Genomic DNA, 26,775 nt, shown 5'->3' on the forward strand with positions numbered 1-26,775 from the left:
ATTTTCAATACCTTTCTTTAACATGGCGTACAATCTGAACAAACAGCATTACTGACTCGTAATATAGGCCTCCAGATGGCGAATTTGCTGATCTTGAGCATGGATGATCGCGGTGACAATGTCGCCAATGCTGAGCATGCCGATAACTTTGTGGTTTTCGACAACCGGTAGGTGGCGAATGTGCTTGTCAGAAAACAAGGTCATACAATCCTCAATGCTCATTTGGGGGGTAACTGTAAAAACGCTGGGGGTCATTACTTCGGAAACGGGCGTGCTTTTGGCTTTTCTACCCACAATTATTCCTTTGCGCGCATAATCCCGTTCCGAAAAAATGCCGATAAGCTGTTCTCCTTCCATTACCAAAACACAACCAATTTTTTCTTTGGTCATGAGCATTAAAGCATCAATTACCATGTCGTCAGGGCGAACACTCCAAACAGCGTAATTGTGTTTGTCATCTAGTAAACGGCGTACGGACAGCATAAAGGAGCGATTTAAAATTTGAGGGAAAGACTAAATTTTGATTTAGCCGAAATTGATTCCTAATAATAGCGATTATTTTTATTTTATCAAAATTAATTCTTGAAAAAACAGTAAAACTTGAATTTTAATGTGATTTAGACTGAATCATCATAAAATTATTCCCGGGAATTTTTTAGTAAAAATCGAATGAAACAGGCAGGCTGTTTATATTTAGCAACGGAAACGAACTCCTGTGCTATCGGTACTGTTTCCATCAAAAGATCTAACTATGAATAAGCGAAACTTTCTAAGAACGGGTTTATTTGTAACAGCTGCCTCGCTGTTTAAACCCCGTAATTTATGGGCGGAGTCTCCACTGGAGCAAATGGACTTCAATGAAGAAGACCAAACACCTGGCCCTTTTACCCTTCCTGCATTGGCGTTTGCCACCGATGCGCTGGAGCCGCATTTTGACAAAATGACCATGGAAATCCACCATGACCGCCACCACAACGCCTATGTCACGAACCTGAACAAAGCAGTGGTCGGTACCCCATTTGCGACGATGAGCATTGAGCAGGTTATTGCCAATGTAACCAGCAAGGATCCTCTTATCCGCAACAATGGTGGTGGCCATTTCAACCATACCCTGTTCTGGACACTTTTGTCTCCACAGGGTGGCGGAACACCCTCGGGTAACGTAGGTGCTGCAATCACTGCCAAATTTGGCAGCTTTGACAAATTCAAAGAAGCCTTTACCACCGAAGCTACCAGTCGGTTTGGATCAGGTTGGGCCTGGTTGAGTGTCAACAGCAAAGGAGAACTCTTCATCAGTTCTACTCCGAATCAGGACAACCCTTTGATGAGCAAAATTGTTAAAAAACCATTGGGTAAACCCGTTCTGGCACTTGATGTATGGGAACATGCCTACTACCTCAAATACCAAAACAAAAGAGCAGATTACATCAAAGCCTTTTGGAACGTCCTGAATTGGGCTGAGGTTGAAAAGAGATACAACGCGGCTAAGGCCTAAATTGACATATTGTCTAGTGTAGAGGCGCGATGCATCGCGTCTCTACACCAAAACCACAAACCAATAATGAAACCACTGATCGAATTGACTGTTGAGGGAATGGATTGCGCCAATTGTGCGGCGGGCATCACCCGCTATTTGGAGCGCAAGGGGTTGGAAGATGTATACGTCAATTTTCAAACGAGAGAGGTTCGGTTTCGATTGGCAAGCGAAGATTTTACCATTGAAGAGGCCAAAGGTGGCATTCGAAAATTGGGCTATACCGTAGTAGAACCCGAGCAAAAGCAGGATTTTTGGACGCTGGAACGCAAATTGCTTATTGCTGCTATTTTTACCCTTCCCCTTTTATTGGGGCATCTGTTGATGTCGGTAGGCATCCATCTTCCTATTGTACACAATGCCTGGCTGCAATTCTTGATTTGTTTGCCCGTGCTGTTTATTGGGGTTTGGCATTTTGGCAAAAGTGCCTGGAGTTCCATCCGCAATGGAGTGCCAAACATGGATGTACTCATTTTTATTGGAGGCACTGCGGCCTTTGTATACAGCCTGGTCGGTACACTGAGTGGCGAGCGGCAATACATTTTTTACGAGACTTCCGCCACCATTTTTACCCTGGTTTTGCTCGGCAACTGGATCGAAAAAAGAGCTGTAGCACAAACGACCACGGCCATCACGGATCTGGCCGAATTACAAGTGGAGCATGCGCGCAGAGTCATGCCTTCCGGAACAGTGGTTGGTATTCATTATCCTGAAATCCAGGTTGGGTATATTTTACAGGTAAATGAAGGCGATAAAGTACCCGCCGATGGCGAAATATTCATCGGGCAGGCCAGCATAGATGAGTCGCTGCTAACCGGAGAAAGCCTCCCCATCAACAAACAATTGGGCGATCAGGTGATTGGTGGATCGCTGGTATTGAGTGGCAATTTTCAATTGAAAGTAAGTGCCATTGGCAAAAAATCAGTGTTGGGTCAAATGATCGAATTGATCAAAACTGCCCAACAAGACAAGCCAGATATCCAGCGTTTGGCAGATAAAATCAGCGCCATTTTTGTTCCTGCCGTCATCAGTATCTCCGTATTGACCTTCTTGTTGAGCTATTTTGTTTTTGACGTAGCCTTTAAAAATGCCCTGATGAATGCCATTGCAGTACTGGTCATTTCCTGTCCATGTGCGATGGGGCTGGCTACACCCACGGCTGTAATGGTTGGGGTAGGGCGCTTGGCGCGCAACGGAATTTTGGTGAAGGGAGGTAAAACCCTGGAGATATTTGCCAGCATCCGGAATATTGTTTTTGATAAAACGGGAACCCTGACTACCGGGCAATTTGTGGTGGAGCAGATTGATTGCGTCCCAACGGTGCAAGAAACAACGGTATGCAACCTCATTTATGACCTGGAGCTCCATTCTTCGCATCCCATCGCCAAGTCATTGGTGTTGGAAATGGAACCCCGCATCAGCCTCAATGGGCAAAGATTGGGCCCAACGATGTTGAACAGAGTAGAGGAAGAAAAAGGAAAAGGAATGACGGGCTACGATGAAGCGGGCAACAGCTACGAATTTGGCGCTTCAGAAAATGGCAGTGGAACCTTGCTGCTGCGCAAAAACGGCCTCCAAATCGCTGAGCTTACCCTCAACGATACCCTCAAACCAGAAGCCAAAGCTTGCATTGATGCCCTCAAATCTAAAAATGTTGAAGCCTACATTCTGAGTGGAGACAAACAAGCCAAAACGGCAATAGTTGCTAATGCACTGGGGATCACCCATTTTTTTGCGGCCCAAACACCCGCGCAAAAACTGACTCAAATTGAGCAATTGAGCAAACAAGCGCCTACTGCCATGGTGGGCGATGGCATCAACGATGCGCCAGCATTGGCCAAAGCCACCATTGGGGTCTCCTTGAGCAATGCGTCGCAGGCGGCTATTCAATCCGCTCAAATTGTACTACTGAACGGAAACCTGGATCGATTGCCCACTGCTTTGGCAATTTGTAGCCATACGGTATTGACCATCAAGCAAAGCTTGTATTGGGCATTTGCTTACAACATCGTTGCGATCCCGATGGCAGCCATGGGCTATTTGAATCCCATGTGGGGTGCCTTGTTTATGGGTTTTTCGGACGTGGTGGTGATTGGCAATGCCATTCGGCTGAAATACAAACGGATCAACTGAATTTGATCCGTTTGTAGATTGATATGTAATTGTCCAAAAAACAATCAGCCCTATTCTTCCAACTTCTTCCAGTCAATCCTTTTCCACCACCACTTGAAGTTCCACTCTGACATGTTTTCTGCGGCCACCATGACCATGACCTTGTTGTCGAGAACCATGTGCATGAAGGCTTGGTTTTCGGCTTCATTGTAGCCCTCCACGTATTTTAAGCCATTCCATTCGCCCGTTTTTTGGCGCACATTGTCGTCGTCAATGTCAAATTCGTTTTCAAATACCCCACTGAATGAACCAGCAATGTTCCCAATTGCGCCGCCCATCACAATTACCGCTACTTTTTGATTGCCCTTGGTGTATTCTACTTCAGCGTTGGATACCAGTCCCATGGCATTTTGGAAGTTGTATTCGGTTCTTTTGAACCATCCTATGCGGTCAGGAAACATGTTGCGTAATGTCTTAGCATCCAGCTTTTTGCCTGAACCATCAAAATTTAGTTCGAAATCATCGAATGTTTTTTCCAGGTCCTTGCCGTTGAATTCAGTCTTGCCTTCATCGCTTGAAATGTCCAGGTGGAAACCACCTTTGTCCTTGCCGTTCTTTTTGTTGCCTTTTCCGGAGGCATCAATTTTTACATCGCCATCTTTGGTCGAAATACTCAGGTGAAAGCCGTCTTCTTCTTTTTCGGCTTCACGGGCTGCTTTCTCAGTACTTAGATTGTTGCATCCCAAAAGGCTCAATCCCAGGAGTAAGCCTACCAGTCCATTTAGCTTAAATTTTAGTTCCATTAGGGTTGTTTGTTATTTTTGGTTATATCGACAAAACTATGTGCCTACGTAAAGCCCCGCTGAAAAATTCGACAAATCCCGGCTTTTCCAAAACCAACGTTGAAAAATGCAGGAGTTCGCAGTACCTTAGCCCGGCTAATTTTATTGCAATGAACAACATCAGTGTGATTGGAGCAGGTACCATGGGAAATGGCATCGCTCATGTTTTTGCTCAATATGGACATCAGGTTACCTTGGTTGACGTATCGGAGCAAGCTCTGGAAAAGGCCTTGGCCACCATTGGCGCCAATCTGGACCGCATGGTCAAAAAGGAAAGCATCCAACCTGCCGACAAAGACCGCACCTTGGCGAATATCCATACTGCTACGAGCATAGAGCAAGGGGTTGCCCAAGCCAATTTGGTGGTGGAAGCAGCTACCGAAAACAGTGCCTTGAAGCTTCAGATTTTCAAAAATTTGGATGCCTTTGCCCCATCTGCTGCCATCCTGGCTACCAACACCTCGTCTATCTCCATCACCCAAATTGCGGCAGCTACCCAGCGCCCAGCGCAAGTGATCGGGATGCACTTCATGAATCCTGTACCTGTAATGAAACTGGTGGAGGTGATTCGCGGTTTTGACACCAGCGACGATACGACCCGCATCATCATGGAGCTATCCCAATCCTTGGGCAAAGTACCCGTAGAAGTCAACGATTACCCCGGATTTGTGGCCAACCGCATTTTGATGCCGATGATCAACGAGGCGATTTATGCCTTGTACGAAGGAGTTGCCGGCGTGACCGAGATCGATACGGTGATGAAATTGGGCATGGCGCACCCTATGGGGCCATTGCAATTGGCTGATTTTATTGGCTTGGACGTCTGCTTGTCGATCCTTAAAGTATTGCAAGACGGATTTGGTCAACCCAAATATGCCCCTTGTCCCTTGTTGGTCAATATGGTGACTGCGGGCAAGTTGGGTGTAAAGAGCAATGAAGGTTTTTATCAGTATACACCTGGTTCAAAAGAATTGATTCCCGCAAAGCATTTCACCCGTTAAGCATGAAAAAAGTAGTTTTGGTAACCGGAGCATCTTCTGGACTTGGAGAGGCATTGGCCACTATTTTGGCACAAAAAGGATATACTGTATACGGAACCAGCCGCAAGCCAGGTGCAGAAAGTCGCTTTACCTTGTTGGCAATGGATGTGCAAGATGCCGCAAGCGTACAAGCGGCAGTAGCTCAAATCATCGCCGAGCAAGGCCAAATCGATGTCTTGATCAACAATGCCGGAGTTGGGATTGCCGGGCCATTGGAAGTGACTTCCATCGAAAGCATCCAACAAGCATTTGATACCAATGTGTTTGGCCTGGTACGGGTCTCACAAGCGGTTTTGCCGCACATGCGCAAAGCGGAGTCAGGGAAAATCATCAACATCAGTTCGATTGCATCCGAAGTGGCTTTGCCTTATCGGGCCCTGTACAGCGCCACCAAGGCTTCGGTAGACCGCATCACGGAATCCCTGCGCCTGGAGGTGGGGCGGTTTGGCATCCAGGCTTGTGCCATTCAGGCCGGAGACATTCAAACGGCCATCACGGCGCACCGCATCATGGAATACGCCGCCGATCATCCTGCATATGGGGAGGTTTTTGCCAAAGTAGCCCAAAAAATGAACGATGGCGTAAGCAAGGGATCTTCTGCGCAATTCATGGCCTCGGAGATCATCAAAATCCTGGAAAAGCCTACGCTGAAAAAAATCTACCCGGTAGGCAAGACTTACCAGAAACTCTCGCTTACCTTGAAAAAACTGCTTCCAGCGGGGCTTTTTGAAAAAGTGATCAAGGGGTACACGCAGTCTTGATTTATTGCTCGAATTATTTCATAAAGTCTAGTGTGCCATTGAGTATTTCTTCTTTCTATTGACAAAAGTCATTCAAAAGCACTCTATTGCATCAACGCAGGATCATATACCTCCCGGTAACTTTGGCATAGAAAATCAACCTAGCCATGAAAAAGATCCTTGTTCCAACCGACTTCTCCGACAATGCCCGCCAAGCGTTGGACGTTGCCGTTCATGTTGCCAAAAAAATCGACGCTGAAATCGTTTTACTCCACGTGAACGAACAAATCGGCGCGGCACTACCTGTATCCGAATACTATTACACCTATGATCGATCCATTGAGGAAAAATACCTCAACATGGTGCACGAAAACCTGGAAAAACTCTTGGAAGAGGTAGCTGCTGAACTGGACAACAAAAATGTGCGTACCTCGGTCATCGGTGGGCCCTTCTCAACGATTATTGAGGATGTGGTTAAAACTGAAGGTATTGACCTGATTGTGATGGGTACCAAAGGAGCATCTGGCTTGAAAGAATTCTTTGTAGGTTCTAATACCGAAAAGATTGTGCGCATCGTGAATTGCCCGGTGCTAGCCGTACATGACAATGCGACGCTTGAATTCAAGACCATCGTGGTTCCCACTACTCTTGAATCTGATCAAAAGAAACTTTTTGAAGGCTTGCGCGATTGGGAAGCCATTTTTGGTGGGAAATTCTTCCTATTGTACATCAACAATCCCGGAGCATACCGAAATGATGCCGATATCGAAGCCCGTGAAAAAGCATTGCTTGAATCAACGGGTTTGAAAAATGTCGAAATTTTCAAGACCGAAACTTTTACCCTAAACGAAGAACAGGTCATTTTTGACTTTGCCAAAGAACACAACGCCGACCTGATCGTGATGGGCACACACCAACGCCGCGGTTTGTCCCACATTTTGCTGGGCAGCTTGACCGAGGATACCATCAACCACGCTGCTATTCCGGTGCTGGCAATTCCGTTGAAATAGATTTGACTGGATAGGGACGCGATGAATCGTGTTCCTATCCTCGTTTATTCAATACGTCTGCAACAGACAACTCAAAATCTGGCAATACGGGAGCAGCAGAACATTGCATGTCTGCGGTCAAAACAGTCATGTTCCGTAGATCTCCTCCGGTAAACACGTGAACTTCACCAGTCAAAGGCAAAATGTGCCAAACTACCTGGACTCCTGCAGCACGGTAATCTTGCATTTTAAGGAAAACCCGATTGATGGCATCATGATTGGAAATGATTTCAATGACAAATTGCGGAACCGGGCGAACACCATCAGCTGCGGCTTGAATTTGTGCAGAACTGAAATAAGCTATATCTGGGCGACGGTGTTTGTTGAGGAAAAAAACATCTCCTTCTGTAATCAAAGCTCCATCCATCAAACTTTGGGACTGGAGGCCATAAAAGAAATTTTGTAGGTTCTGAATGATGTAAAATCGGGTGTAGTCCACTGTTCGTCTGGTTTTTTCCACTACACCATTCAGCCATTCGTATTTGTAGGCGTCTTCTCGGCTAAGGTATTTGCGTTGAAAAAGCTCCCAAGAAATCAGGCCATCCTTGGCCTTTCCGTGGGTATTTTCCGTGCTGGTAGCGGTTGCATTTGCCATTGGTATTCTTTTTAATAGTGGGGCAAAAATAAGTGTTTCATTTTCTCAGAGCCAAAGGACTAGATGAGGCACTTAAAATGAAACGCTTACTCATCTAGTCCTTTGGCAAAATGAAACACTTATTTTTTTACCGCCCCAGACTCTGTAAACAAAGTTAGTTTATTTCTGGTTAAAAGCCAAACAGCCGTTCAATGGCAAAAACCTCACAGTTTTAGTATGACGCAAAAAATTACTTCCCGATTTTTTAAGTGGGTTTTGAATAGGAAGCTCACTTGAAATGAACCGTTCTGCTTCCTATTCAAAACCCAAAATCGGGAAGTTAATTTTTCTGCGTTAATTGCTGGAATTACTTGACAATTCCCAAATTCCCACTAACTTTGTATTTCAAAGTACTTCAAAATGATCGAACCACAGCATCAGCAATCTTTGGACACCCTGCAAGAGATTCGTTCCTTGATGGAGCGTTCGTCCCGCTTTATATCACTCAGCGGCTTATCGGGCGTGAGTGCGGGCATATTTGCATTGATTGGCGCAGCGGTTGCCGGGATTTATTTGGGGCGCTTTGATACACAGGAATTGAACTACGAAAACTTCTTTGAAATCGAGCGTTGGGGCATCAAGGCTGGCGTTTTTTTATTGATGGATGCGGTATTGGTTTTCATTTTCGCTGTGCTATCTGCAATTTATTTCACTACCCGCAAGGCGAAGTTAAAAGGGCTACCCATCTGGGACGCCGTTTCCCGCCGCTTGTTGTGGAGCCTGGCTACCCCTTTGATTGCTGGAGGTGTATTTATTTTGGCTTTGTTGTACCAAGGCATTGTGGGGCTGGTGGCACCTTGTACCTTGTTGTTTTACGGACTTGCTTTGGTAAACGCCAGCAAATATACCCTTGACGACGTGCGGCAATTGGGCTATGTCGAAATTGTACTTGGACTGATTACCTGTTTCAACATTGGCTATGGACTCGAAAGTTGGGCTTTGGGCTTTGGGATATTGCACATCGCCTACGGACTCTACATGTATTACAAATACGAACGCTCATAACGACTGAAGGAGATGAAAATACTCATTGATGGCTTGAGCGATACTTTTGACAACCGGGTGCGGTTGGGGATCATGTCCATGTTGATGGTCAATGACTGGGTAGAATTCACGAGTTTTAAAACCATGCTTGACCTGACCGATGGCCGCCTGGCCAGCCACCTCAAAGTTTTGGAAGGGGAGACCTACATCGAAGTACAAAAACAATTCATTGGCCGTAAGCCCAATACCTCATACCGGGCTACCGCTCAAGGCCGCAAAGCGTTCAACGACCATTTGGATGCATTGGAAAAACTGCTCAATCTCCGTTCGACAAATGGAGAAAAGCCCAGCGAAAATGATGATATAGCGCAATAACGTTTTTTTTTAACCCAAACTTTGAAATTCAAAGTACTTTAAAATGAAAAATCAAACAATCAACGAAAACGGGAGTTGGCCGATCCAAACCCTCAACGGCCAATTGCTGATCAATGTCTTGTTGACCGTTGGTGCGGGCTTGTATACCGTACTGTTTTGGCGGCCAGAATTGGGTCTCAACGCCTTGTTATTCGGGAGTTTTTTAAGTGGAGTAGTGTGGCTATTGCATCCAGAGTACCGCATTGCCCCACGCTTGTGGTGGCTTACTTTGGGGGTATTGCTGAGTGCATTGGCGGTGGTTTGGCAGCATTCGTTGTTGGCGCAGGTTACGCACATCGCATCGATTTTTTTACTGCTGGGTTTTGCGCAAGCCAGAGAATTGCGCTTTTTAGGATTTGCTTTGCTACTGGCCGTGAGTGGCTTGCTGAGTGCACCGATCACCTGGTGGCGGCGTTGGGAGTACGAGTATGAAGCAGCGTTTCGTTGGGTGCGTACCTGGAGTTATTTGATTCTGCTGCCCTTTGGGTTGTTGCTCTTGTTTTTCAGTATTTACTATGCTGCCAATGCCCAGTTTGCGCAGTTGGTCAACCTGGCTGTTGCCTGGTTGCCTGCATTTAGTCCCTGGAAAAGTATCGCTTTGCTATTGCAAGGATTATTGGTGATGACGGTATTGATTTGGCCGTCGGTATGGACAAGCGACCTGCTCAACCAAGAAAAAACCTACTCCATGTGGAAACTGCGCCGCCGAACCCGCAACCAGGGCATTGTTCCTACGCTGGCTTTGCGGCGACATTATTATTCTGCCTTGCTGAGTTTTGCCCTGTTAAATGGGTTGTTGCTCATCGTCAATTTGACCGATATTCAGGGCGTCTGGTTGAGTCAGCAAGGGCACAGCGCCGCTGAATTGAGCGATTACGTGCACCAGGGAACGTACCTGTTGATCGCGGCATTGGGATTGGCGATGGCGGTCATCGCTTATTTCTTTAGTGGCAATCTGCATTTTTTGCAAAACAACCAACCTTTGAAAGCACTGGCTTATGCCTGGATTGTTCAAAACACAATCTTGGCAATTTCGGTGGCTGGCCGCAATTTCCATTACATCGCGGAGTACGGTTTGGCCTACAAGCGATTGGGAGTGCTTTGGTTTTTGATTTTGGTGGTACTGGGTTTGTATTCTTTGTTTGTGCTGATCCGGGAGCGGAGGTCGCTGTTCTATTTGTGGGTCGTGAATGCCTGGTTTGTGTACGGAAGTTTGCTACTGACCAGCTTTGCCAATTGGGACGTCCTCATTACCCAATACAATTTGCATGGAGCGCATCATACCAAAATTGACGCGCTGTTTTTACTGAAAGAAGTATCGGATAAAAATTTGCCCCTGCTGATCAATGAACACGATTTGCTTTTGGAACGCAGCAACATCGATGCAGCAAAGGTGGATCGGTTATTGCATTTTAAAATCGAACGATTTGAAAAACGCAAATCCAAACAAGGCTGGCAAGGCTGGAATTGGGCAGACCAAAAAACGCAAAAGGTGTTGTAACGTGAAAAATGGGTTATCTGCTCCGCTTCGACTTGTTCGTTTTGTAATCCCGGAATACAAATTCACCCAGTCCATCCAGGCTGCTGTAAAATGCTTTGCCGTTGTTGGCGCGGGTAAAGGAATCCACAAAACGCATCAAGTATGGATCGCGGGCGATCATAAAAGTGGTGATCGGGATGCCAATTTTGCGGCAACTTTGCGCCAGATTGAGCGTACGCGTCAAGATGGTGCGGTCGATACCGAAACTGTTCTTGTAGTATTTTTTACCCTTTTTGATGCAAGTCGGCTTGCCGTCGGTGATCATGAAGATCTGTTTGTTGGGATTGCGGCGGCGGCGCAGCAAATCCATGGCCAGTTCCAGGCCAGCTACAGTATTGGTATGGTAAGGCCCTACTTGCAAAAAAGGCAGGTCTTTGATTTCGATTTGCCAGGCATCGTCGCCAAAAACGATGATGTCCAGGGTGTCTTTGGGGTAGCGGGTGGTAATGAATTCAGAAAGTGCCATGGCTACCCGCTTGGCTGGGGTGATGCGGTCTTCGCCGTACAGAATCATTGAATGCGAAATATCGATCATCAGCACGGTGCTGGTCTGGCTTTGGTTGAAGGTTTCGTGAACCTCCAGGTCTTCTTGCGCCAACTTGAATTCCTCGATGCCGTGGTTGATCTGGGCATTGCGCAAGGATTCAGAAATGGCGAGTTTGTCCAACTGATCGCCAAATTCGTAAGGGCGCAATTCCGAGGTTACCTCGTCGCCTCGGCCTTCTGCTTTGGTGCTGTGGTTGCCCTGTTTGGCTTTTTTGATGTTGCCAAATACGTCTTCCAAGGCTTTTTGGCGCAGGGCGATCTCCATTTTCGCGGCAATGGTAAATCCATCTTCTCGCTCGGCAGGTGGCTTGATGTACCCCTTGTCAATCAGATCCTGGATGAAATCGGCCATGCCGTAATTTTCATCCGTGAGTTTGTATTCCTTGTCCAGTTCAGTCAACCAAGACAAGGACTCGCTGACGTCACCAGAAGTGTACATCAAGAGTTCCTGAAATATTTTGAGCAGCTTTTCAAAAGGTGTTCCTCCTTCTGGGCCGGGTATGTATTGACCAAATTTCCATCCAATCATTGGAAACCTTTTTTCATTGAAAATGTGCGGCAGAATAGCCAAAAATATGGAACACCTCCAAGGGGGCATTCGGTTTACTCAAGGTAAAGAAAAATCAACAGGAAATGTTCATTTTTGATGAAAACTTAATCCATTGCGCAGCACTTGAGCAGTTCTTCATAATCCGGGCGATCAGAAGAAAGTTGGTGGATAAAGCTTTCCCGAATTTCTCCATTTTGAATCACAAATACACCTGGCATTTGAAAACCATCGCCCATTTGTGGCCCTACACCATGACCAGCAACTACGCTTGCTGAAAATCCGCGAATCCAGGAATGTAGGCCAAAGAGTTGGTTGAAATTGCCTTTCATCAGGCCGAAAGCTCGATAAAAATTGCACTCAGGATCGCTGATGTGGGTTACTTTTTCTAGATTATAGCGGATAAAATAGCGTTCAGCGATGTCGTTTTCGGTCATGTGAACAAAAACGATGCGGGTGCCGGTGGATTCAATTTCTTTGCGGCGTTTGGAAATGTCGGCAAGGGCTTCACGGCAAAAAACACAACCAAAATGGCGAAGGAATACCAACAGCACTGGTGCGTTGGCTGCCGTTTTCCGAAGACTTTCCCCGGAATTAGTGACCATTTGATCCAAAACTTCTTCTTGCATTCCATACGGAATCATAAAATGGAAATTTTAGATGAAACAATGGGGAATGGAAAATGTTTTTGGATTTAAGGATTTAGGTTGCACACAATCTTGCTTGTTTTGTAAAATTGTGTGCAACCTAAATTCTAAAACTTAAAGTCCCATTCCATCGTACACATCCATCACGGACTTAACAGCCACTGATGAATCATGCAATAACTTCATTTCGTCCGCATTGAGTTTCAGCTCAATCATTTGAGTGATACCTGCTTTGCCCAATTTGACGGGAATACCCACAAATGTATCGTTCAATCCGTACTGGCCACTCAGGTTGACACAGCAAGGAAAAATACGGTTTTCGTCTTTTACGATGGCTTCCACCATTTGAGCTGCTGCTGCACCTGGCGCATACCAGGCCGAAGTACCCATCAGGTTTACCAATTCGCCACCACCTGCTTTGGTGCGGTCTACAATGGCATTGAGTTTTTCTTCGTCGATCAACTCGGTTACCGGGATACCTGCCACAGTCGTGTAACGAGGCAGAGGAACCATGGTGTCGCCGTGGCCGCCCATCAGCACCGCCTGGATGTCTTTAGGAGAGACATTCAAAGCCTCGGCCAAAAATGCCCGGTACCGGGCTGTATCCAAAATACCTGCCATACCAAACACCTTGGTAGCAGGCAGACCTGCAGTTTTGAAGGCTGCGTAAGTCATCACATCCAAAGGGTTAGAAACCACAATGATGATTGGCGCTTCGGAGTGCTCCAGGATAGAGCGGGTAACGCTATTGACGATTTTGGCGTTGGTAGAAATCAAATCATCGCGGGTCATCCCTGGTTTGCGAGGAACACCTGCTGTGATGACCACGATATCTGACCCAGCGGTATCCGCATAATCATCGGTGCCACGCAGATAAGTGCTGTAATGATCGATGGGGGCTTGCTGCCAGGTGTCCAGGGCTTTGCCTTTTGCCATATTGCCATTGATATCGAGCAAAACGATTTCTTTGACAATGTCCCGGTGTGCCAGTACGTTGGCTACAGTAGCTCCTACGTTACCAGCGCCAACAACGGTTACTTTGCTCATTTTATGTTCTTTTATGATTTTTTTACAAAAGCCATTTTGGAGTGAAAAAAGCTGCTCAAACAGTCAGAAAGACCAAGATAACAAGCCCTTTGAGGATTCCCCGCAATTATAGGGAATAATTTCTGCTTTGTTGAGGTGCGGACAAAAGATTTACTGAATTTTTGCAAAACTTTCAATTTCCACTGATTCTTATTAGCTTCACACTTATTTTTGAATGAAATTTTGAGAGGCCTGTTTATTTCACCATTTAACTCCCCTTGTATGCGTTTTGTACGCCATACGTTTTTACTGTGTTTTATCTGCCTGAGTCTATCCCAGCTGTTGGCTCAGCTCCCTTCTGGTGTGTTCCCCTGTGCTACACCTGCTGTAAAATCTGAATGGTTGTCTCAATTTCAAAATCGCCAGCATCTTCCACAATTAAGATCAGAGGACAGGAAATTCATCGCTGTGACGATTCACATCGTTGGTACAGATGAAGGCAAAGAATACCTGAATGGAAATACGATTCTGGATGCACTGTGCATGCTCAATGAAAAATTTGCACCTGCAGATATTCATTTTTTTATCAAAGGAAGTTTCAACTACATCGACAACAGTTTGCTTTATGCGCACGATAAAAGCACCTTTCCCAAAATTCCCAATTTGTTTTTAAGAAACAACGTAGAAGGTACAATCAATGTCTATTTTGTTGGCGATCCAATGGGTGCATGTGGCTACAATTATATGCCCAATGGCAAAAGCATGGCCATCGTATTGAGCAATGATTGTACCAATGGCAAAGATGCCAATTGGGCACACGAAATGGGACACTACCTAGCGCTGCCCCATACTTTTTTCGGATGGGAAATGGAGACGCCAGATTTTTCAAAACCTGCACCAAATCAGACCAAAATGGGTGTTGAGGTTGAAATGGCCGATAGCAGCAATGGAGCCTATGCGGGAGATGGTTTTTTTGATACACCAGCTGATTATTTATCTGGCCGCTGGTACTGCGACAACAAAGGCATCAGCAGCATCAAACAAATGGATCCGAATGGAACCTACTTTTGCTCAGATGGCTCTTACATCATGTCGTATTCGATGGACAATTGCGCCGCTAAATTTTCACCTTCCCAAATTGGAGCCATGCACAGCTATTTGTCGGAAGAATTGCACAATTATTTTATGGTCAATCCTCCCTGTGCAGAACTGGGATCTCCAACGAACATTCTTGAATTTCCGAGCAATAAAGCGGTGCTGAACGCACCAAACCGCAAAGTGGCGCTGAATTGGCGCCAGGCAGAAAATGCCTTTGGGTATGTAGTAGAAGTGAGTTTGCTAGCCAATTTTGGAACAGTGGTTTTTCGAGGAATTACTTACGGTACTTCAATTGAAGTTGGCAACCTGACCAGTACCCGTTCCTATTATTGGCGCGTAAGGCCTTTTAATGCTTTGTTTTCCTGCAAGACTTATTCCGCATCGCGTTCCTTTACCATCAATCAGGCTACCGCTTTGCCTGAGCTCAAAAGTGTTCATGCACTGGAATTGTTTCCCAACCCCATTCTCTCAGGTGAAGCGATTCGATTGCGCTTTGACTCTGAAGAACGCATGAGTTTGCAGGTTTCTTTGGTCAATGCATTGGGAGAAGTGGTGTACCAGCAACCTGTTCAGGTGAATATAGGCAACAATGATTTACGCCTACGGGCTCAATTGCCAGTTGGCATGTATTGGATCTGGCTGAAAGGGGAAAAAGGTACTTTATCTCGCAAGCTGATCATCCATTAAGTCTGACGCAAAAAATTACTTCCCGATTTTTTGAGAGGCTTTTGAATAGAAAGCTCACTTTAAATGAACCGTTCGACTTCCTATTCAAAACCCAAAATCGGGAAGTTAATTTTTCTGCGTTATTTAGTTGTTGAAAAGATTGCTGTAGTCGTTGTTGTCCCCACGCGCTTCTTTCTCTGGACGGCTTTTGAAGCTGTCCAAATCCAGTGATTCAGAAGTAGAGGTTTTACCCGTTCCTTCCATCAGCATCAAGGTGCTTTTCTTTTCCCAATCTTCCAACATGGCCATGCCTTGTTCTTCAAACATGCCATTTTGCAAGTCAATAGAATCCATCAGTTTGGAAGACATTTCCATGAAGTTTTCCATTTCACCTACCTTGTTGGCTACATCTTCGGTGATGGCATCCATCGCGGCATCAAACATGGCGCGCTTGTCTGGATCTCCGCTGATGACACTCATGGCCGAACGCATGGCCGAGTGAGAAGTACGGATTGCCTTGCGCTCAATCTCTTTGACTTTGACCTGGTCTTTGGTGTCTTCCAGCAGCACCTCAGAATTGCTGTGCATCTTGGACAAAATCCGGTACAGGATTTCCATCTTTTGATGCAGCGCAGCGTATTTTTCGTTGCTTTCACGCAAACGGGCAGCTTTGCGGGACGCCAACAGCATTTGCTGGTCTTTGTCCTGATCGCGGGCTGCGGCGGCTAAGCGCATGTTGGCATCAATTTCTTTGTTGTTGTCTTCGATGAGCGTAGACATTTGGCGCATCTGGCCGCGCAGAATGCCAATTTGCTTGCGCATTTTGGTCAGGTTGTCCTCCAGGTCTTCGATGTAGTTCTTGAGGATACCAATGGGGTCGATGGTCACAAACATACCCGTAACCCAACGCATGATGCTTTTGTACATGTACCAGATCAAGGTGCGCATCCTGGGATCGAGTACCATATAAAGGATGGCCACGATGGCAACAATCATCAGTGCCAAGTAGAGCGTGCTTTGTGCCAACGCCAGGATCACAGGAAGATAGGTTACGAATAAATAACCCAAGCCTGCCAATACCGCCAAACCAAAAATAGCACCAGTGGTGCCTTCTGGACGAGACCAGAACGATTTTTGCTTAAATTCGGGATTTTCAAATTTAACTTCAGCCATGTTTAGGTGAGTTTTTGTGGGTACTCAATTCCGAGTACACTCAAAATTACAAATATTGTTGAATGTTCAGAATATCGCGATCAATTTCGTTCATCAGCGCCCGCAAGGTGCCTTCAAAACCATCTTTGGTGGTCTCGATTTTTTCCAAAGCGCCTTGTATCAAATCATCGGCCTGATCAATGGTGCTTTGTGAAGCGACAATTTTAGCTTCCAATTCCTTGATTTTGGCCTGAAACTCCTCGATTTGCTTGCGCAGCTTTTCTACCTCCAATTGTTTTGACCGCACCCGCTGCTCTACCTGCTTTTGCATAGCGGCATCAAATTGGGATTTTTCGTTGGTCAAAATCTTTTTATAATGGTCGGCAGTTTTCAGCAATTTCTCCTTGGTCAAACCCACTGTAGTTGCAGTTGCATACGCAGACTTGTACATCGTGGGCTCGTCCATCCCCAAATCAATCAGATTGCCAATTGATTGCTTGAACTCGATGTAATCAAAGCCTGGAAGATTATTCTTCTCCAGTGCCTGGGTCAAAAAATCAACACTTTTTTCGTCCAATCCGTGGTGAACACCAAAAAGCGCTTTCAAACTCTTTTGCATGGGTAATGTCGTTTCTAGTTGGCGCAAATTAAGGGTTTTTATACACAAAAAAGCCTGATTTTTCGATTTTCCTGGATATAACTTGGATGAACGTACCTTTTGCCCTTGATTTTGTTGACTTTTAAAAAAATCAAAGCTACTACTTGCAACGTACGATATTTATCGTACCTTTGTGATATGAAAGCACAAAATCCAGAATCAGATCAAGCAGGGATTCCTACCAAAGCAGAAATGGACATTCTGCAAGTACTTTGGGACTGCGGTCCGAGTACGGTTCGTTTTGTCAATGATACCTTAAATGCACAAAAGAAAGCTGTACAGTATACTTCTACCTTGAAACAAATGCAAGTCATGGTAGAAAAAGGGATGCTCTTACGTGACGAAAGCAACATGAAACACATTTACAGCGCAGCGATAGAAGAGCAAGCGACAAAAGGGCTAATGTTGGATAAAATTGTAGATACCCTTTACAAAGGTTCACCCAGCAATTTGGTGATGCAATTGTTGGGCAACAAAAAGACTTCCCAAGCAGAACTCGATGCCATTAGGGCATTGCTGGATCAACACAAGGACGAGCTTTAGTAGTTTTTAATTAAAAAAATGGCTTATGCAATTGGTATTCGCAACATCCTTTGTTTCGGAACGAGTGATCTATGCCCTGAGCTGGACGCTTCTGCATTCCTTTTGGCAAGGCATTGTACTGGCTTTAGTGGCAGGGCTGATCATGCTGGTTTGCCGGAGATCCAAAGCCAGCGTGCGGTATAATTTGTTGGGAATAGCCCTGGTATTGTTTGTGATCGGATTAGTGGCAACGGGTTCGATTCTATGGCAATACCACAATACAATCAGTTCCCCCCACGCTTTGGAAATCAATTACCCCGATCAAGTGGTTGCTCAAAATAAAGAGCAAGGGGTAGGAGAGGGATTACTATCAATACCTTGGGTACATTCACAACTGAATGCATTTATCGCTTTCATTGACCGACATACGTTCCTTATTGTTGCTTTCTGGATGCTTGTTTTGGGCATCAAAAGCATTCGCATGGGGTGGGATTTGTATCACTTACGCCGCATCACTTTATACGGTAGTCTGGTTCCTAACTTGTATTGGCGAAGCCGTCTGGAGGTGCTTGCAGTGCAACTTCAAATCCAAAAACCTGTGCAGTTTTTAGAATCCGCTTTGGTCAAGAGCCCTGCTGCGATAGGATTTTTCAAGCCTATGGTTTTAGTGCCACTGGGGCTGTTGAGTAATCTACCTGCGGAACAGGTGGAGGCCATCCTGTTGCACGAGTTGGCGCATATTCGCCGCAATGACTACCTGATCAATTTTATGCAGTGCTTGCTGGAGCAGGTATTTTTCTTCAATCCAGGTCTGTTGTGGGTTTCTGCCCTGATTCGTTTGGAGCGAGAAAATTGTTGTGACGACATTGCAGTAAACACAATGCAAAGCAAAACCCATTACATCAATGCCCTGGTTGCTTTTCAGGAGTTTAACCTCAAAGGTTCTAAATATGCCCTGGCTTTTGCCGGAAAACAAAAAATGCCTTTGCTCGCAAGGGTGAAGCGCATCCTCAATCACCACACCTACAAAACATTAAGTATTATGGAGAAGATCTCATTACTGGCCAGTGTGCTACTCATTAGCTCCTTGTGCTTTTTTTCCTTGCACAAAAGCCAAGCTCAATCAACGAAAGAAAACAGGATTACTTCTTTTACCAATGTCAATGTTTCAGGCAATGGTACTGCCAAAAGCCCTCAAATTCTATTTTTGCAGGACACCAATGGCAAAACCTACAGCATCAAGCGCATCGACAAGAAGGTCGTGGAAATGTACGTGAATGGCGGAAAAATTGCTGCGGATCAAGTCAACAAGTACGACTGGCTGTTCAAAACGGTTGACGAGCAAATTGCCAGAGACAAAGCGCAAGCCGAACGTGACCGCCAACAGGCTGAACGTGATCGCGCGCAAGCTCTAAAAGACCGAGACCAAGCGCTAAAAGACCGGGACCAAGCTTTGCGGGATCGGGATCAGGCCAAACGCGACGCAGAGCAAGCCGCCAAAGACCAGCATCAAGCCAAACTTGTCCAGGAACAAGCTCAGCGGGATACCCATCTGAATCAAGTACAAGCTCAACGCGATCGTGATCAGGCACAACGGGATAAAGAACAAGCGGAAAGAGACATTCAGCAAGCGAAACTCGATCGCGAACAAGCCGAAAGAGATCGTCAACAAGCCATGCGCGATAGAGAACAGGCTGAACGCGATCGGGAGCAAGCCACGCGAGATCGCATCCAAGCTGAAAAAGACGAAAAAGTAATGGAGGACATCATCAAAGAAATGATCAGTGATAAACTGATCAAAGACAAAAAGTCACTTACTGCTTTGAAATTGGACGAGGATGTTTTTAAAATCAACGGCGTAAAGCAATCCGGCGAATTGCACAAAAAATACCAGGAGAAGTTTTTGAAGATAGCCAATGGTTACCGGACGTATAGCTACCGGGTTTCTGGAAATTAACCACCAACATTATTCCACGTGCCCACAATTTGCAGGCACGTGGAATCTTCATTTTTACTTCTTCTTCAGCTTCATCGCCACTGGATCCCAGTGGATGACTTTTTGTTCAAAAAAACTCTCATTGCAAGCCAGGGCTGGTCCGGCAGCGCGGAAACCCATCACGGGATCTTCCAGGGTACCTTGACTGCCTTTGCGGATGTTGTCAAAGAAATTGAGAAAGTGCAGGGCGTGTGCATCTTCCCCTTTGGGAGACTCAAATTTTATCTCTTTGGCTGGTTCGGCCTTGCGGGTATCTTCAGGGTATTTGGCATCGTATTGTTTCACAAATTCCTTTTGGGTTTCCTCCGGGAAAGTGAAAAAGCTGTCGTAATTGCCGTAACCGGGTGCCGAGGGCAGTTTTTTCTTGGTCAAAGTAATCCGACCGTTGCCAAAGAGGATTTCGCCTTCATCCCCGATAATGCGGGTACTGTTGTTGATGGTGCCTGCATTGGCAAAGTTGACGCGGTATACTGCTTGGAAAGACCCATGGGTAGCAGTTTGGGGATAATCCATCACCGAAACCAGTACATCCGGCACATCGCGGCCATCTTTCCAGTGGTACAAACCTCCGGAGGAGAAAATCCGCGTTGGGCCCAAGGAATTGGTGACGTAATGCGTGCTGGTCAGCAGGTGGATAAACAAGTCTCCGGCCACTCCGGTGCCATAATCCCGGTAATTGCGCCAGCGGAAAAAACGGGTAGCATCAAAGGGGCGCTTGGGTGCATTGCCCAAAAAAGTATCCCAATCCACGGTAACTGGCGAAGCATCTGGTGGGATGGAGTAATTCCAGGCACCGATGGCATTGAATCGGTCGCTGTTGGATTCCATGTAGTTGATGGCCCCAATGTCTCCAGCAGCGATCATGCGGCGAGCTTCGGCGGCATCCGAGCCGCTGATGCGCTGGCTGCCCACTTGCATGGTTTTGCCAGATTTTTTCCAGGCATCAATCACCCCCAAGCCTTCTGAAATCTGTTTGACCATGGGTTTTTCGCAGTACACGTTTTTGCCCGCCGCCAGCGCATCCAGGGTAATACGGCCATGCCAATGGTCGGAAGTAGCGATGATTACCGCATCGATATCAGGTCTTTTCAGGATTTCGCGGTAATCTCGGGTTACAAAAAGTTGATTGCCGTAGTCTGCTTTAGCGCGATCCAGGCGCCCCTGATACAGGTCGGCAACGGCCACCAATTCTACTCCGGTGTCTTTGAGTGCAGCCCGGGTATCAAAATGCCCTTGAATGCCCATGCCAATGGTGGCCAGTCGAATCTTGTCGGCTGGGCTGACTTTCATGCTTTTGATCAGGTGAAAAGGTTGAATGGCAGCAATGGGTGCGGCCAAGGCCAATTGCTGAACAAACTTCCTCCTAGATGTTTTTTTCATTGCGTATCTTTTGATGTATTTGGAGGGCTAAGATGCAAATTTTTCTGTTTAAAAAAGACAAGACTCTTTCCTATTCTATATTTTGCCGCTTGAGCGGTAAGCCAATCCCAATCCCCAACAAAGAACCTTGATTGTAGGCTGAGACATCTCCGGTTAGCAAATCGGTCAAGCCAAAATAATACCGGTAATCAATCAATATTTTTACGCCTCTTTTGCCAATGCTTTCTATCCCGAAACCCGTATACGCACCAGCTTCCCAGCGCCGAACGCCCAATTCATGCCAAGGGATCACGGCCCGATAGACATCGCCACCGCCTTCGGGTGCAATAAACGCTTCGGCTTCTACGCCATGTGAAAGGGACGGGCCGATGAGACCAAACAATCGAAATTGCTCAAAATTGATGCTCATTTTAAAAAAGGTACTGAGTTCAACTGCACCAATCAGTGGCTGAAAATAGTAAGCTCCGTTGCTGAGTGGATGGCGAATGGTAAAGTTTTCTCGGCGGACATAGCCCATTTCGAGTTGCTGGGCAATGTTTTTCTTCTCAAATGCCCCCTGAAATACGCCCCGGACTTGCAAATTACTGGGCCAGCCCGAGCCGCTGAATCCAAGGTAGGTTTGATTTTGCGAATAACTGAAAATGGGGAAACCTAAACAACATAGCAGGATGGCCAAAGGGATGTGTAAATGGTTCATGGGTCATGGGATTATGAGTGCACTTATTCAACGCAACCAACACCAGCTTAGTATAGATCCTGGGAATGACGAATTTCTCGAATGACGAATTACGAGTAGCAATTCGTCATTCGCAAAATTCATCATTCCAAAAGTTCATTCCCACTGAAACCAAAAGGCAACAAATCGGCAACCGAATCAAAGCGGTATACGCTCCCATTGGGCCCCTGGATGAAGAGCAAGATGGGGGCAGCATTGCGCAATTCGTTTTCCCAAATCACTTGTCGGCAAGCCCCGCATGGCGACACAAAAATGTTCTCTTTTTCGGCGACTATGGCCATTGCATTAATTTTTTGGGAAGGATACTGTATATTTGCCACGGCTAAGGCATTTCTTTCGGCGCACAAGCACAAAGGATAAGCGGCATTTTCCTGGTTGGCCCCTTGCAACAGGGTTCCATTTTCCAATAAAATTGCTGCTCCAACTTTGAAAGCAGAATACGGCGAATAGGATTTGCTCAAGGCTTTTTTAGCACAGTCCAACAGCTCTTGATACTCAACCGGAAGTTCTGTCGTTGATGCATAACAACGATAGTTTACCTGTAATTTCAACTCTACCATCAGCGCAATTTAAGTTTACAGTCTGTTCAAAATTATACAACATGAATAACATTCTGATCATCGGAGCGGGACTTTCTTCCAGTTCACTGATCAAATATGTATTAGAACAAGCCGCAGAGCGGTCTTGGTTCGTTACAGTTGCCGATGCCCAGCTAGAAAGTGCAGAAAAGAAAGTGAAAAACCATCCCAATGGGCGGGCTGTCTGGTTGGATGTGATGAAAGTCAACGACCGTCGGGACCTGATTGGCCGTGCCGATGTCGTAGTATCGATTCTTCCGGCGCACCTGCACCTCGAAGTGGCGCACGATTGTGTAAAACTCAAAAAACACCTGATCACGGCTTCCTATGTTTCGCAAGAGATGTACCGCCTTGGCGACGAAGCGCGCGACCGGGAACTGATTTTTATGGGTGAAATGGGCCTCGACCCAGGCATCGACCACATGTCGGCTATGAAAGTGATCAACGAGATCAAAGAAAGTGGCGGTAAAATCACCGCTTTTCGTTCCTATACCGGAGGTTTGATTGCGCCCGAAAGCGACGACAACCCCTGGCATTACAAGATCACCTGGAACCCTCGCAACGTTGTTTTGGCGGGTCAGGGTACCGCCCAATACCTCGAAAACGGCAAATTGCGCTATACGCCTTACCACCGCTTGTACAAAGAGCGCCGGGTCATCGATATTCCTGAGGTGGGCCAAATGGAGGCTTACGCCAATCGCGATTCCTTGTTGTACCGCGAGGCATATGGCCTTGCCGACATCCCCAATATCCTGCGCGGAACCTTGCGTTACGATGGTTTTTGCGAAGCCTGGGATGCCTTGATCCAGATAGGATTGACCGATGCGGATTTCCCCATTCTGCATTCTGGCGAAATTACTTACCACGAACTGATGGACGCCTACGTAGACCAATACGCTGGTGGCAGCCTGAAAGACCGGGTAGCCGTATTGCTGGGACAAGACATCAACTCCGAAGTGATGAAAAAACTGGAATGGTTAGGTGTGTTCAGCAAGAAAAAAATCAAATTGCCCAACGCAACTCCAGCCTTGATTCTGGAGCATTTGCTGCGCGACAAATGGAAGCTGAAGCCCAATGACAAAGACATGGTGGTGATGCACCACGAGATCGAATACGAGAAAAAAGGGGAAAAACGCATGCGCATTTCCTCAATGTCCAAAAAGGGTGTTAACGCCGAAGATACCGCCATGGCTCAAACGGTGGGTTTGCCAATGGCCATCTTTGTAAAACTGGTGGTGGAAGGCAAAATCAAATCACGCGGGGTGCAAATTCCAGTGATGAAAGAAGTATATGAACCCGTGCTCAGCGAATTGGAGCAGCACGGGATCGTATTTAAGGAGATTGACCGGAAGTTGTGATAACCAATCCTCAGCTAAATTTCGGTGGCGCTAAAGGATTTTGAAGGTATAGACCATTCATTTAATAAAAAGAAAGCAGGCATGGATTCCATGTCTGCTTTCTTTCTTTGGATGCACTAGTTGCCCAGTGCGGTCTTGATTTTTTCCAAATCCAGTTTGTTGGCAAACGCGAGTTCATCCTGTTCGGTGGCAAAACCATTGGTGCGAATCGTGATCAGGGTTTGGCCAAGTGGAAGTTGAATTTCAGTAGAACGAATTTTTTTTCCATTGTTGCCATCTTCCAATTCAGACTTCAGGATGGCCCGGTTGGTACCTACCCGTACACTTTTGTACTCCTTGCCCATCATGGATGGATTGGTCAGAAACATGTTCAAAGAGCCAAGCATTGGCGAATTGGCAATGATCTGAATTTCAGCATCTTGCTTGGTCGCCTCGTTCCGGTATTTTTTTGAAATCTGCACACCGCCACCCAGCATGCCCATGCCAGCCGAATTGGTATCTGCATCACCTTCGGCTTTCAGGCCATTGATTTCAGCGGGAAACAAATCAGCCACCGAGTTGGCCAGTAGATTGTTGATCTCGTTCAAGGCATCTTGTAGGCTTAGTTGAGCCTGCTTGTAGTCCTTTTTTGCCAGGAAGCCCTGGGCTTCTTTGATGTAGGTGTCAATCTGGGTTTGTGCGGTTGCTTGCAGGCAAGCTCCGCAGAGCAGCAATAAAAATGCAATTTTTTTCATCGGTTGGGAATTGTTGTAAAGTTGTTGAGAATAGATTCAAATTTACGCTTTTCCCCAAAAACATCCTTGATATGGGGGTGGTTTCTTTGGTTAAGATGGGTTATTCATTTTCCAACCACGCCAAAATAGCTCTGATCGTTCGTTGCCTGATGGCGGAGTCCTGTTCAGTGCTATCAAGACCCTGTTGGGTATTTTTGGCAGACCGAGTGATTTGCGCCTGGAGCAAAATACTCTCCGTAGGCGCGTGGGTTTCCAAATAGGCCAGTGCCTCCTCCAATTTGTCTTTTTTGAGCTTTTCACGGATGGTAGACACCATTTCCTCGGTGATCCCAGATTTTTGCACTGGCTTTTCACTTTTCGCCAACACCACCGCTTCCCCAACCCCCAAATGCTCGAAAAGCAATAAATTGCCTAAAATTTTCAATAAATCAACCTCTTCCAAAGACTGGTCGCACTCCACTACTCGTCGGCCTTTTTCCAACCTGTTGCTCAGGTTTTTAAAATCAAAATAGTGCTGCGGGTTTTTCTCGGTGCGGCAACCCTCGCAGGAACAAGGCACAATTTCGTGTGCCCGGATTCCCCGGTATTCGTTGTGCAGGTCGCGCAGGGTTTTTAGAATGGCAGTGAGCAAGCCGCGCCGCTCGCTGCCTATGGCCTGTATTTGCAGGGCATCGCGGCCCCGTGATTTGATTTTGGAGACTTGCGCCAGGGTGTCTGTCGACCAGCGCAGCACCACGCCCTCGCGCCAGACCAGCGTGCGGCCCCGGTCGATGTCGGGGTGACGACTCACAATGAACTGGGTCATTAAAGCCTTCGGCAAAAATTCGTACTCGACCCGCACCTCGATGGCTTCACCTGTCGGAAAATCCCAATCCTGCGGTGGGGCGGGCGGGAGGAGTGGCGGTGTGACGAACTCATTTGGTTTGGGCAGTGGGTAGGCCATTTTGAACTCACACATCAGCGCGAGTAGTTGTGGCTGCATGTCCTGGTAGCTGTCGTCCGACCAGATGCGCCGCAGATCTGACCAATCGAAAAAACCCTTTTTTTCCTCGGCCACGGTGCGGTCTTCGAGGATTTTATAAACCGCTGCGGTGGCCCACTCGTTTTTCAGGATGACGTGCAGGCGCAGCAACTCGTTTTTTTGGTAGTGCAGGCACACGCCAATCCGGTGCAAGATGCCGCTCAAAATCAAGGCACTCTCCCGTTCGGGCAGGTCGAATTGGCGGCAGATGTTCAGGTATTCGGGCAGCGAAATGTAGTTTTCGTTGCGGCGGCGATCGAGTTCAGATCGGATATTGGCCCAGTTGGCGGGGTATTCTGTGCGGGTATGGGGCAGTTGGTTGGCGAGGTGACGAATGTCTTTTTCGAGTTCAGGGAAGCCTTTTTGACTCAGAAGGTTGACCAAACGCACCTCCTTGATGAGTTTGGGAAACTGTTTGCGCCATTTTTCCTCGTCGAAGTTGCCTATACCCATGCCCTCCCGGAATTCGTTGAGCGCGACCAGCAGCGGGCTGCCCTCGCCGCCGAACATCTCGGCGGTCTCAAACCAATCGGCGAAATCCGTCTGCGCATTGCCGCTGTCGGCCACCATGACATACACCGCACCTTCGGTGTAAAAAAACTGGTGCAGTGGCTTGTACTTGTCCTGCCCTGCAAAATCCCAAATGTGCAACACAAAATCACCCTCCTCGACAGGGAAGCTGTACTCCCCAATGACAATGTCCACACCCTGCGTGCGGTCTTCTTGTCGGGGCAGTTCCTTGCCGAGCATGCGGCAGGCAAGTGAGGTTTTGCCTGCTCTGCCATCTCCGAGCAGTACCATTTTGGCTTCAAGTAGGGGTTTGCTGCCCGCTGTTTCTTTTTGGCGGAAGTATTCGAGGATGGCGTCGTTGCCCTGCTCAACGATTGCGGTAGGTGGGTTGGAAAAAGGGTTGTCTTTTACATTGATTTCGCCATCACTTGTATCATAGGGGTATTTCCAAACCACTTGCATTCTTTTTTTTTCAAAAAAATAACGCAGTGGTAAAAGGTCAGCCAATTGATTATTGGTTAAGACAATTTTGTGCAGTGCAGGCAGTTTTTCTAAAAAGCTTACGTCGGAGATTTGATTGTTACTTAGGTCGACAGAGTTAAGTGTGGTCAGTTTTTCTAAAAATCGCACATCGGAGATTTGATTGTTACCGAGGTATAGTGAGTTGAGGTTGGTCAAATTTTCTAAAAACTGCCCGTTAGAAATTTTATT

Annotated in this window: 25 protein-coding genes; 12 read left to right on the forward strand and 13 right to left on the reverse strand. The window is 46.6% G+C overall.

The features are described from left to right. Nucleotides 1–48 precede the first annotated feature (48 nt). Entirely contained in the window at nt 49–483 is a 435-nt protein-coding gene (locus tag ABW391_RS09045) for a CBS domain-containing protein (RefSeq protein WP_353481526.1), read from the reverse strand. 268 nt (nt 484–751) lie between these two features. Between ABW391_RS09045 and ABW391_RS09050 the strand changes: the two genes are divergently transcribed. Together ABW391_RS09050 and ABW391_RS09055 are read left to right on the forward strand one after the other, a co-directional pair. Further along, nucleotides 752–1,495 carry a superoxide dismutase gene (locus ABW391_RS09050; RefSeq protein WP_353481527.1) on the forward strand — a complete coding sequence of 248 codons (744 nt, stop codon included), beginning with the start codon at nt 752–754 and terminating at the stop codon, nt 1,493–1,495. A 66-nt stretch (nt 1,496–1,561) separates the two neighbouring features. Then, on the forward strand, nt 1,562–3,667 hold the full coding sequence (locus ABW391_RS09055; RefSeq protein ID WP_353481528.1) for a heavy metal translocating P-type ATPase: 2,106 nt from the start codon (nt 1,562–1,564) through the stop codon (nt 3,665–3,667). A gap of 50 nt (nt 3,668–3,717) precedes the next feature. On the opposite strand, the gene ABW391_RS09060 is transcribed toward ABW391_RS09055, so the two are convergent. After that, the gene (locus ABW391_RS09060) at nt 3,718–4,449 is read right to left on the reverse strand and encodes a hypothetical protein (RefSeq protein WP_353481529.1); all 732 of its coding nucleotides are present in this window, start codon (nt 4,447–4,449) and stop codon (nt 3,718–3,720) included. Between the two features lie 38 nt (nt 4,450–4,487). On the opposite strand from ABW391_RS09060, the gene ABW391_RS09065 reads away from it, so the two are divergent. The 3 genes from ABW391_RS09065 to ABW391_RS09075 all read left to right on the forward strand — a co-directional run bounded on the left by ABW391_RS09065 (nt 4,488) and on the right by ABW391_RS09075 (nt 7,278). Next, the gene (locus ABW391_RS09065; protein ID WP_353481530.1) at nt 4,488–5,489 is read left to right on the forward strand and encodes a 3-hydroxybutyryl-CoA dehydrogenase; all 1,002 of its coding nucleotides are present in this window, start codon (nt 4,488–4,490) and stop codon (nt 5,487–5,489) included. 2 nt (nt 5,490–5,491) lie between these two features. Beyond that, complete coding sequence (locus ABW391_RS09070; RefSeq protein WP_353481531.1) at nt 5,492–6,289, forward strand: SDR family NAD(P)-dependent oxidoreductase; 798 nt, start codon at nt 5,492–5,494, stop codon at nt 6,287–6,289. 146 nt (nt 6,290–6,435) lie between these two features. After that, nucleotides 6,436–7,278 carry a universal stress protein gene (locus ABW391_RS09075; protein ID WP_353481532.1) on the forward strand — a complete coding sequence of 281 codons (843 nt, stop codon included), beginning with the start codon at nt 6,436–6,438 and terminating at the stop codon, nt 7,276–7,278. Between the two features lie 34 nt (nt 7,279–7,312). On the opposite strand, the gene ABW391_RS09080 is transcribed toward ABW391_RS09075, so the two are convergent. Beyond that, entirely contained in the window at nt 7,313–7,912 is a 600-nt protein-coding gene (locus ABW391_RS09080; protein WP_353481533.1) for a Uma2 family endonuclease, read from the reverse strand. 399 nt (nt 7,913–8,311) lie between these two features. On the opposite strand from ABW391_RS09080, the gene ABW391_RS09085 reads away from it, so the two are divergent. Genes ABW391_RS09085 through ABW391_RS09095 form a run of 3 tightly spaced genes read left to right on the forward strand, consistent with a single transcriptional unit; the run spans nt 8,312 to nt 10,850 of the window. Next, nucleotides 8,312–8,956: a hypothetical protein gene (locus tag ABW391_RS09085; protein ID WP_353481534.1), complete on the forward strand. Its 645-nt coding sequence runs from the start codon at nt 8,312–8,314 to the stop codon at nt 8,954–8,956. A 12-nt stretch (nt 8,957–8,968) separates the two neighbouring features. Further along, the gene (locus ABW391_RS09090; protein WP_353481535.1) at nt 8,969–9,310 is read left to right on the forward strand and encodes a winged helix-turn-helix domain-containing protein; all 342 of its coding nucleotides are present in this window, start codon (nt 8,969–8,971) and stop codon (nt 9,308–9,310) included. Nucleotides 9,311–9,353: 43 nt separating this feature from the next. Further along, entirely contained in the window at nt 9,354–10,850 is a 1,497-nt protein-coding gene (locus ABW391_RS09095) for a DUF4153 domain-containing protein (protein WP_353481536.1), read from the forward strand. Nucleotides 10,851–10,863: 13 nt separating this feature from the next. On the opposite strand, the gene ABW391_RS09100 is transcribed toward ABW391_RS09095, so the two are convergent. From ABW391_RS09100 to mdh, 3 genes are all read right to left on the reverse strand, one after another. Then, nucleotides 10,864–11,964, reverse strand: coding sequence for a vWA domain-containing protein (locus ABW391_RS09100; RefSeq protein WP_353481537.1), 1,101 nt, complete (start codon nt 11,962–11,964; stop codon nt 10,864–10,866). Nucleotides 11,965–12,089: 125 nt separating this feature from the next. Then, nucleotides 12,090–12,626: a SelL-related redox protein gene (locus ABW391_RS09105; RefSeq protein ID WP_353481538.1), complete on the reverse strand. Its 537-nt coding sequence runs from the start codon at nt 12,624–12,626 to the stop codon at nt 12,090–12,092. Nucleotides 12,627–12,743: 117 nt separating this feature from the next. Continuing rightward, entirely contained in the window at nt 12,744–13,676 is a 933-nt protein-coding gene (mdh, locus tag ABW391_RS09110) for a malate dehydrogenase (RefSeq protein WP_353481539.1), read from the reverse strand. 447 nt (nt 13,677–14,123) lie between these two features. Between mdh and ABW391_RS09115 the strand changes: the two genes are divergently transcribed. Further along, nucleotides 14,124–15,440 carry a T9SS type A sorting domain-containing protein gene (locus tag ABW391_RS09115; RefSeq protein WP_353481540.1) on the forward strand — a complete coding sequence of 439 codons (1,317 nt, stop codon included), beginning with the start codon at nt 14,124–14,126 and terminating at the stop codon, nt 15,438–15,440. 123 nt (nt 15,441–15,563) lie between these two features. On the opposite strand, the gene ABW391_RS09120 is transcribed toward ABW391_RS09115, so the two are convergent. Together ABW391_RS09120 and ABW391_RS09125 are read right to left on the reverse strand one after the other, a co-directional pair. Further along, a complete protein-coding gene (locus ABW391_RS09120) occupies nt 15,564–16,592 on the reverse strand; it encodes a PspA/IM30 family protein (RefSeq protein ID WP_353481541.1) in 1,029 nt (342 codons plus the stop codon). 46 nt (nt 16,593–16,638) lie between these two features. Beyond that, nucleotides 16,639–17,190 carry a hypothetical protein gene (locus ABW391_RS09125; RefSeq protein ID WP_353481542.1) on the reverse strand — a complete coding sequence of 184 codons (552 nt, stop codon included), beginning with the start codon at nt 17,188–17,190 and terminating at the stop codon, nt 16,639–16,641. A gap of 177 nt (nt 17,191–17,367) precedes the next feature. Between ABW391_RS09125 and ABW391_RS09130 the strand changes: the two genes are divergently transcribed. After that, nucleotides 17,368–17,772 (forward strand): BlaI/MecI/CopY family transcriptional regulator, encoded by a 405-nt coding sequence (locus ABW391_RS09130; RefSeq protein ID WP_353481543.1) that lies wholly within the window; start codon nt 17,368–17,370, stop codon nt 17,770–17,772. Nucleotides 17,773–17,797: 25 nt separating this feature from the next. Beyond that, nucleotides 17,798–19,708: a M56 family metallopeptidase gene (locus ABW391_RS09135; protein ID WP_353481544.1), complete on the forward strand. Its 1,911-nt coding sequence runs from the start codon at nt 17,798–17,800 to the stop codon at nt 19,706–19,708. Between the two features lie 54 nt (nt 19,709–19,762). On the opposite strand, the gene ABW391_RS09140 is transcribed toward ABW391_RS09135, so the two are convergent. From ABW391_RS09140 to cdd, 3 genes are all read right to left on the reverse strand, one after another. After that, on the reverse strand, nt 19,763–21,127 hold the full coding sequence (locus ABW391_RS09140) for a Gfo/Idh/MocA family protein (RefSeq protein WP_353481545.1): 1,365 nt from the start codon (nt 21,125–21,127) through the stop codon (nt 19,763–19,765). A gap of 70 nt (nt 21,128–21,197) precedes the next feature. After that, nucleotides 21,198–21,824: an outer membrane beta-barrel protein gene (locus ABW391_RS09145; RefSeq protein ID WP_353481546.1), complete on the reverse strand. Its 627-nt coding sequence runs from the start codon at nt 21,822–21,824 to the stop codon at nt 21,198–21,200. A 122-nt stretch (nt 21,825–21,946) separates the two neighbouring features. After that, nucleotides 21,947–22,423, reverse strand: coding sequence for a cytidine deaminase (gene cdd, locus ABW391_RS09150; RefSeq protein ID WP_353481547.1), 477 nt, complete (start codon nt 22,421–22,423; stop codon nt 21,947–21,949). Between the two features lie 41 nt (nt 22,424–22,464). Between cdd and ABW391_RS09155 the strand changes: the two genes are divergently transcribed. Continuing rightward, entirely contained in the window at nt 22,465–23,799 is a 1,335-nt protein-coding gene (locus tag ABW391_RS09155; protein ID WP_353481548.1) for a saccharopine dehydrogenase C-terminal domain-containing protein, read from the forward strand. Nucleotides 23,800–23,915: 116 nt separating this feature from the next. On the opposite strand, the gene ABW391_RS09160 is transcribed toward ABW391_RS09155, so the two are convergent. Continuing rightward, a complete protein-coding gene (locus ABW391_RS09160; protein ID WP_353481549.1) occupies nt 23,916–24,533 on the reverse strand; it encodes a hypothetical protein in 618 nt (205 codons plus the stop codon). Between the two features lie 100 nt (nt 24,534–24,633). Next, on the reverse strand, nt 24,634–26,775 hold a 2,142-nt coding region (locus tag ABW391_RS09165), incomplete at its 5' end, for a COR domain-containing protein (RefSeq protein WP_353481550.1).

This window comes from Haliscomenobacter sp. (assembly GCF_040403615.1).
Lineage (GTDB): Bacteria > Bacteroidota > Bacteroidia > Chitinophagales > Saprospiraceae > Haliscomenobacter.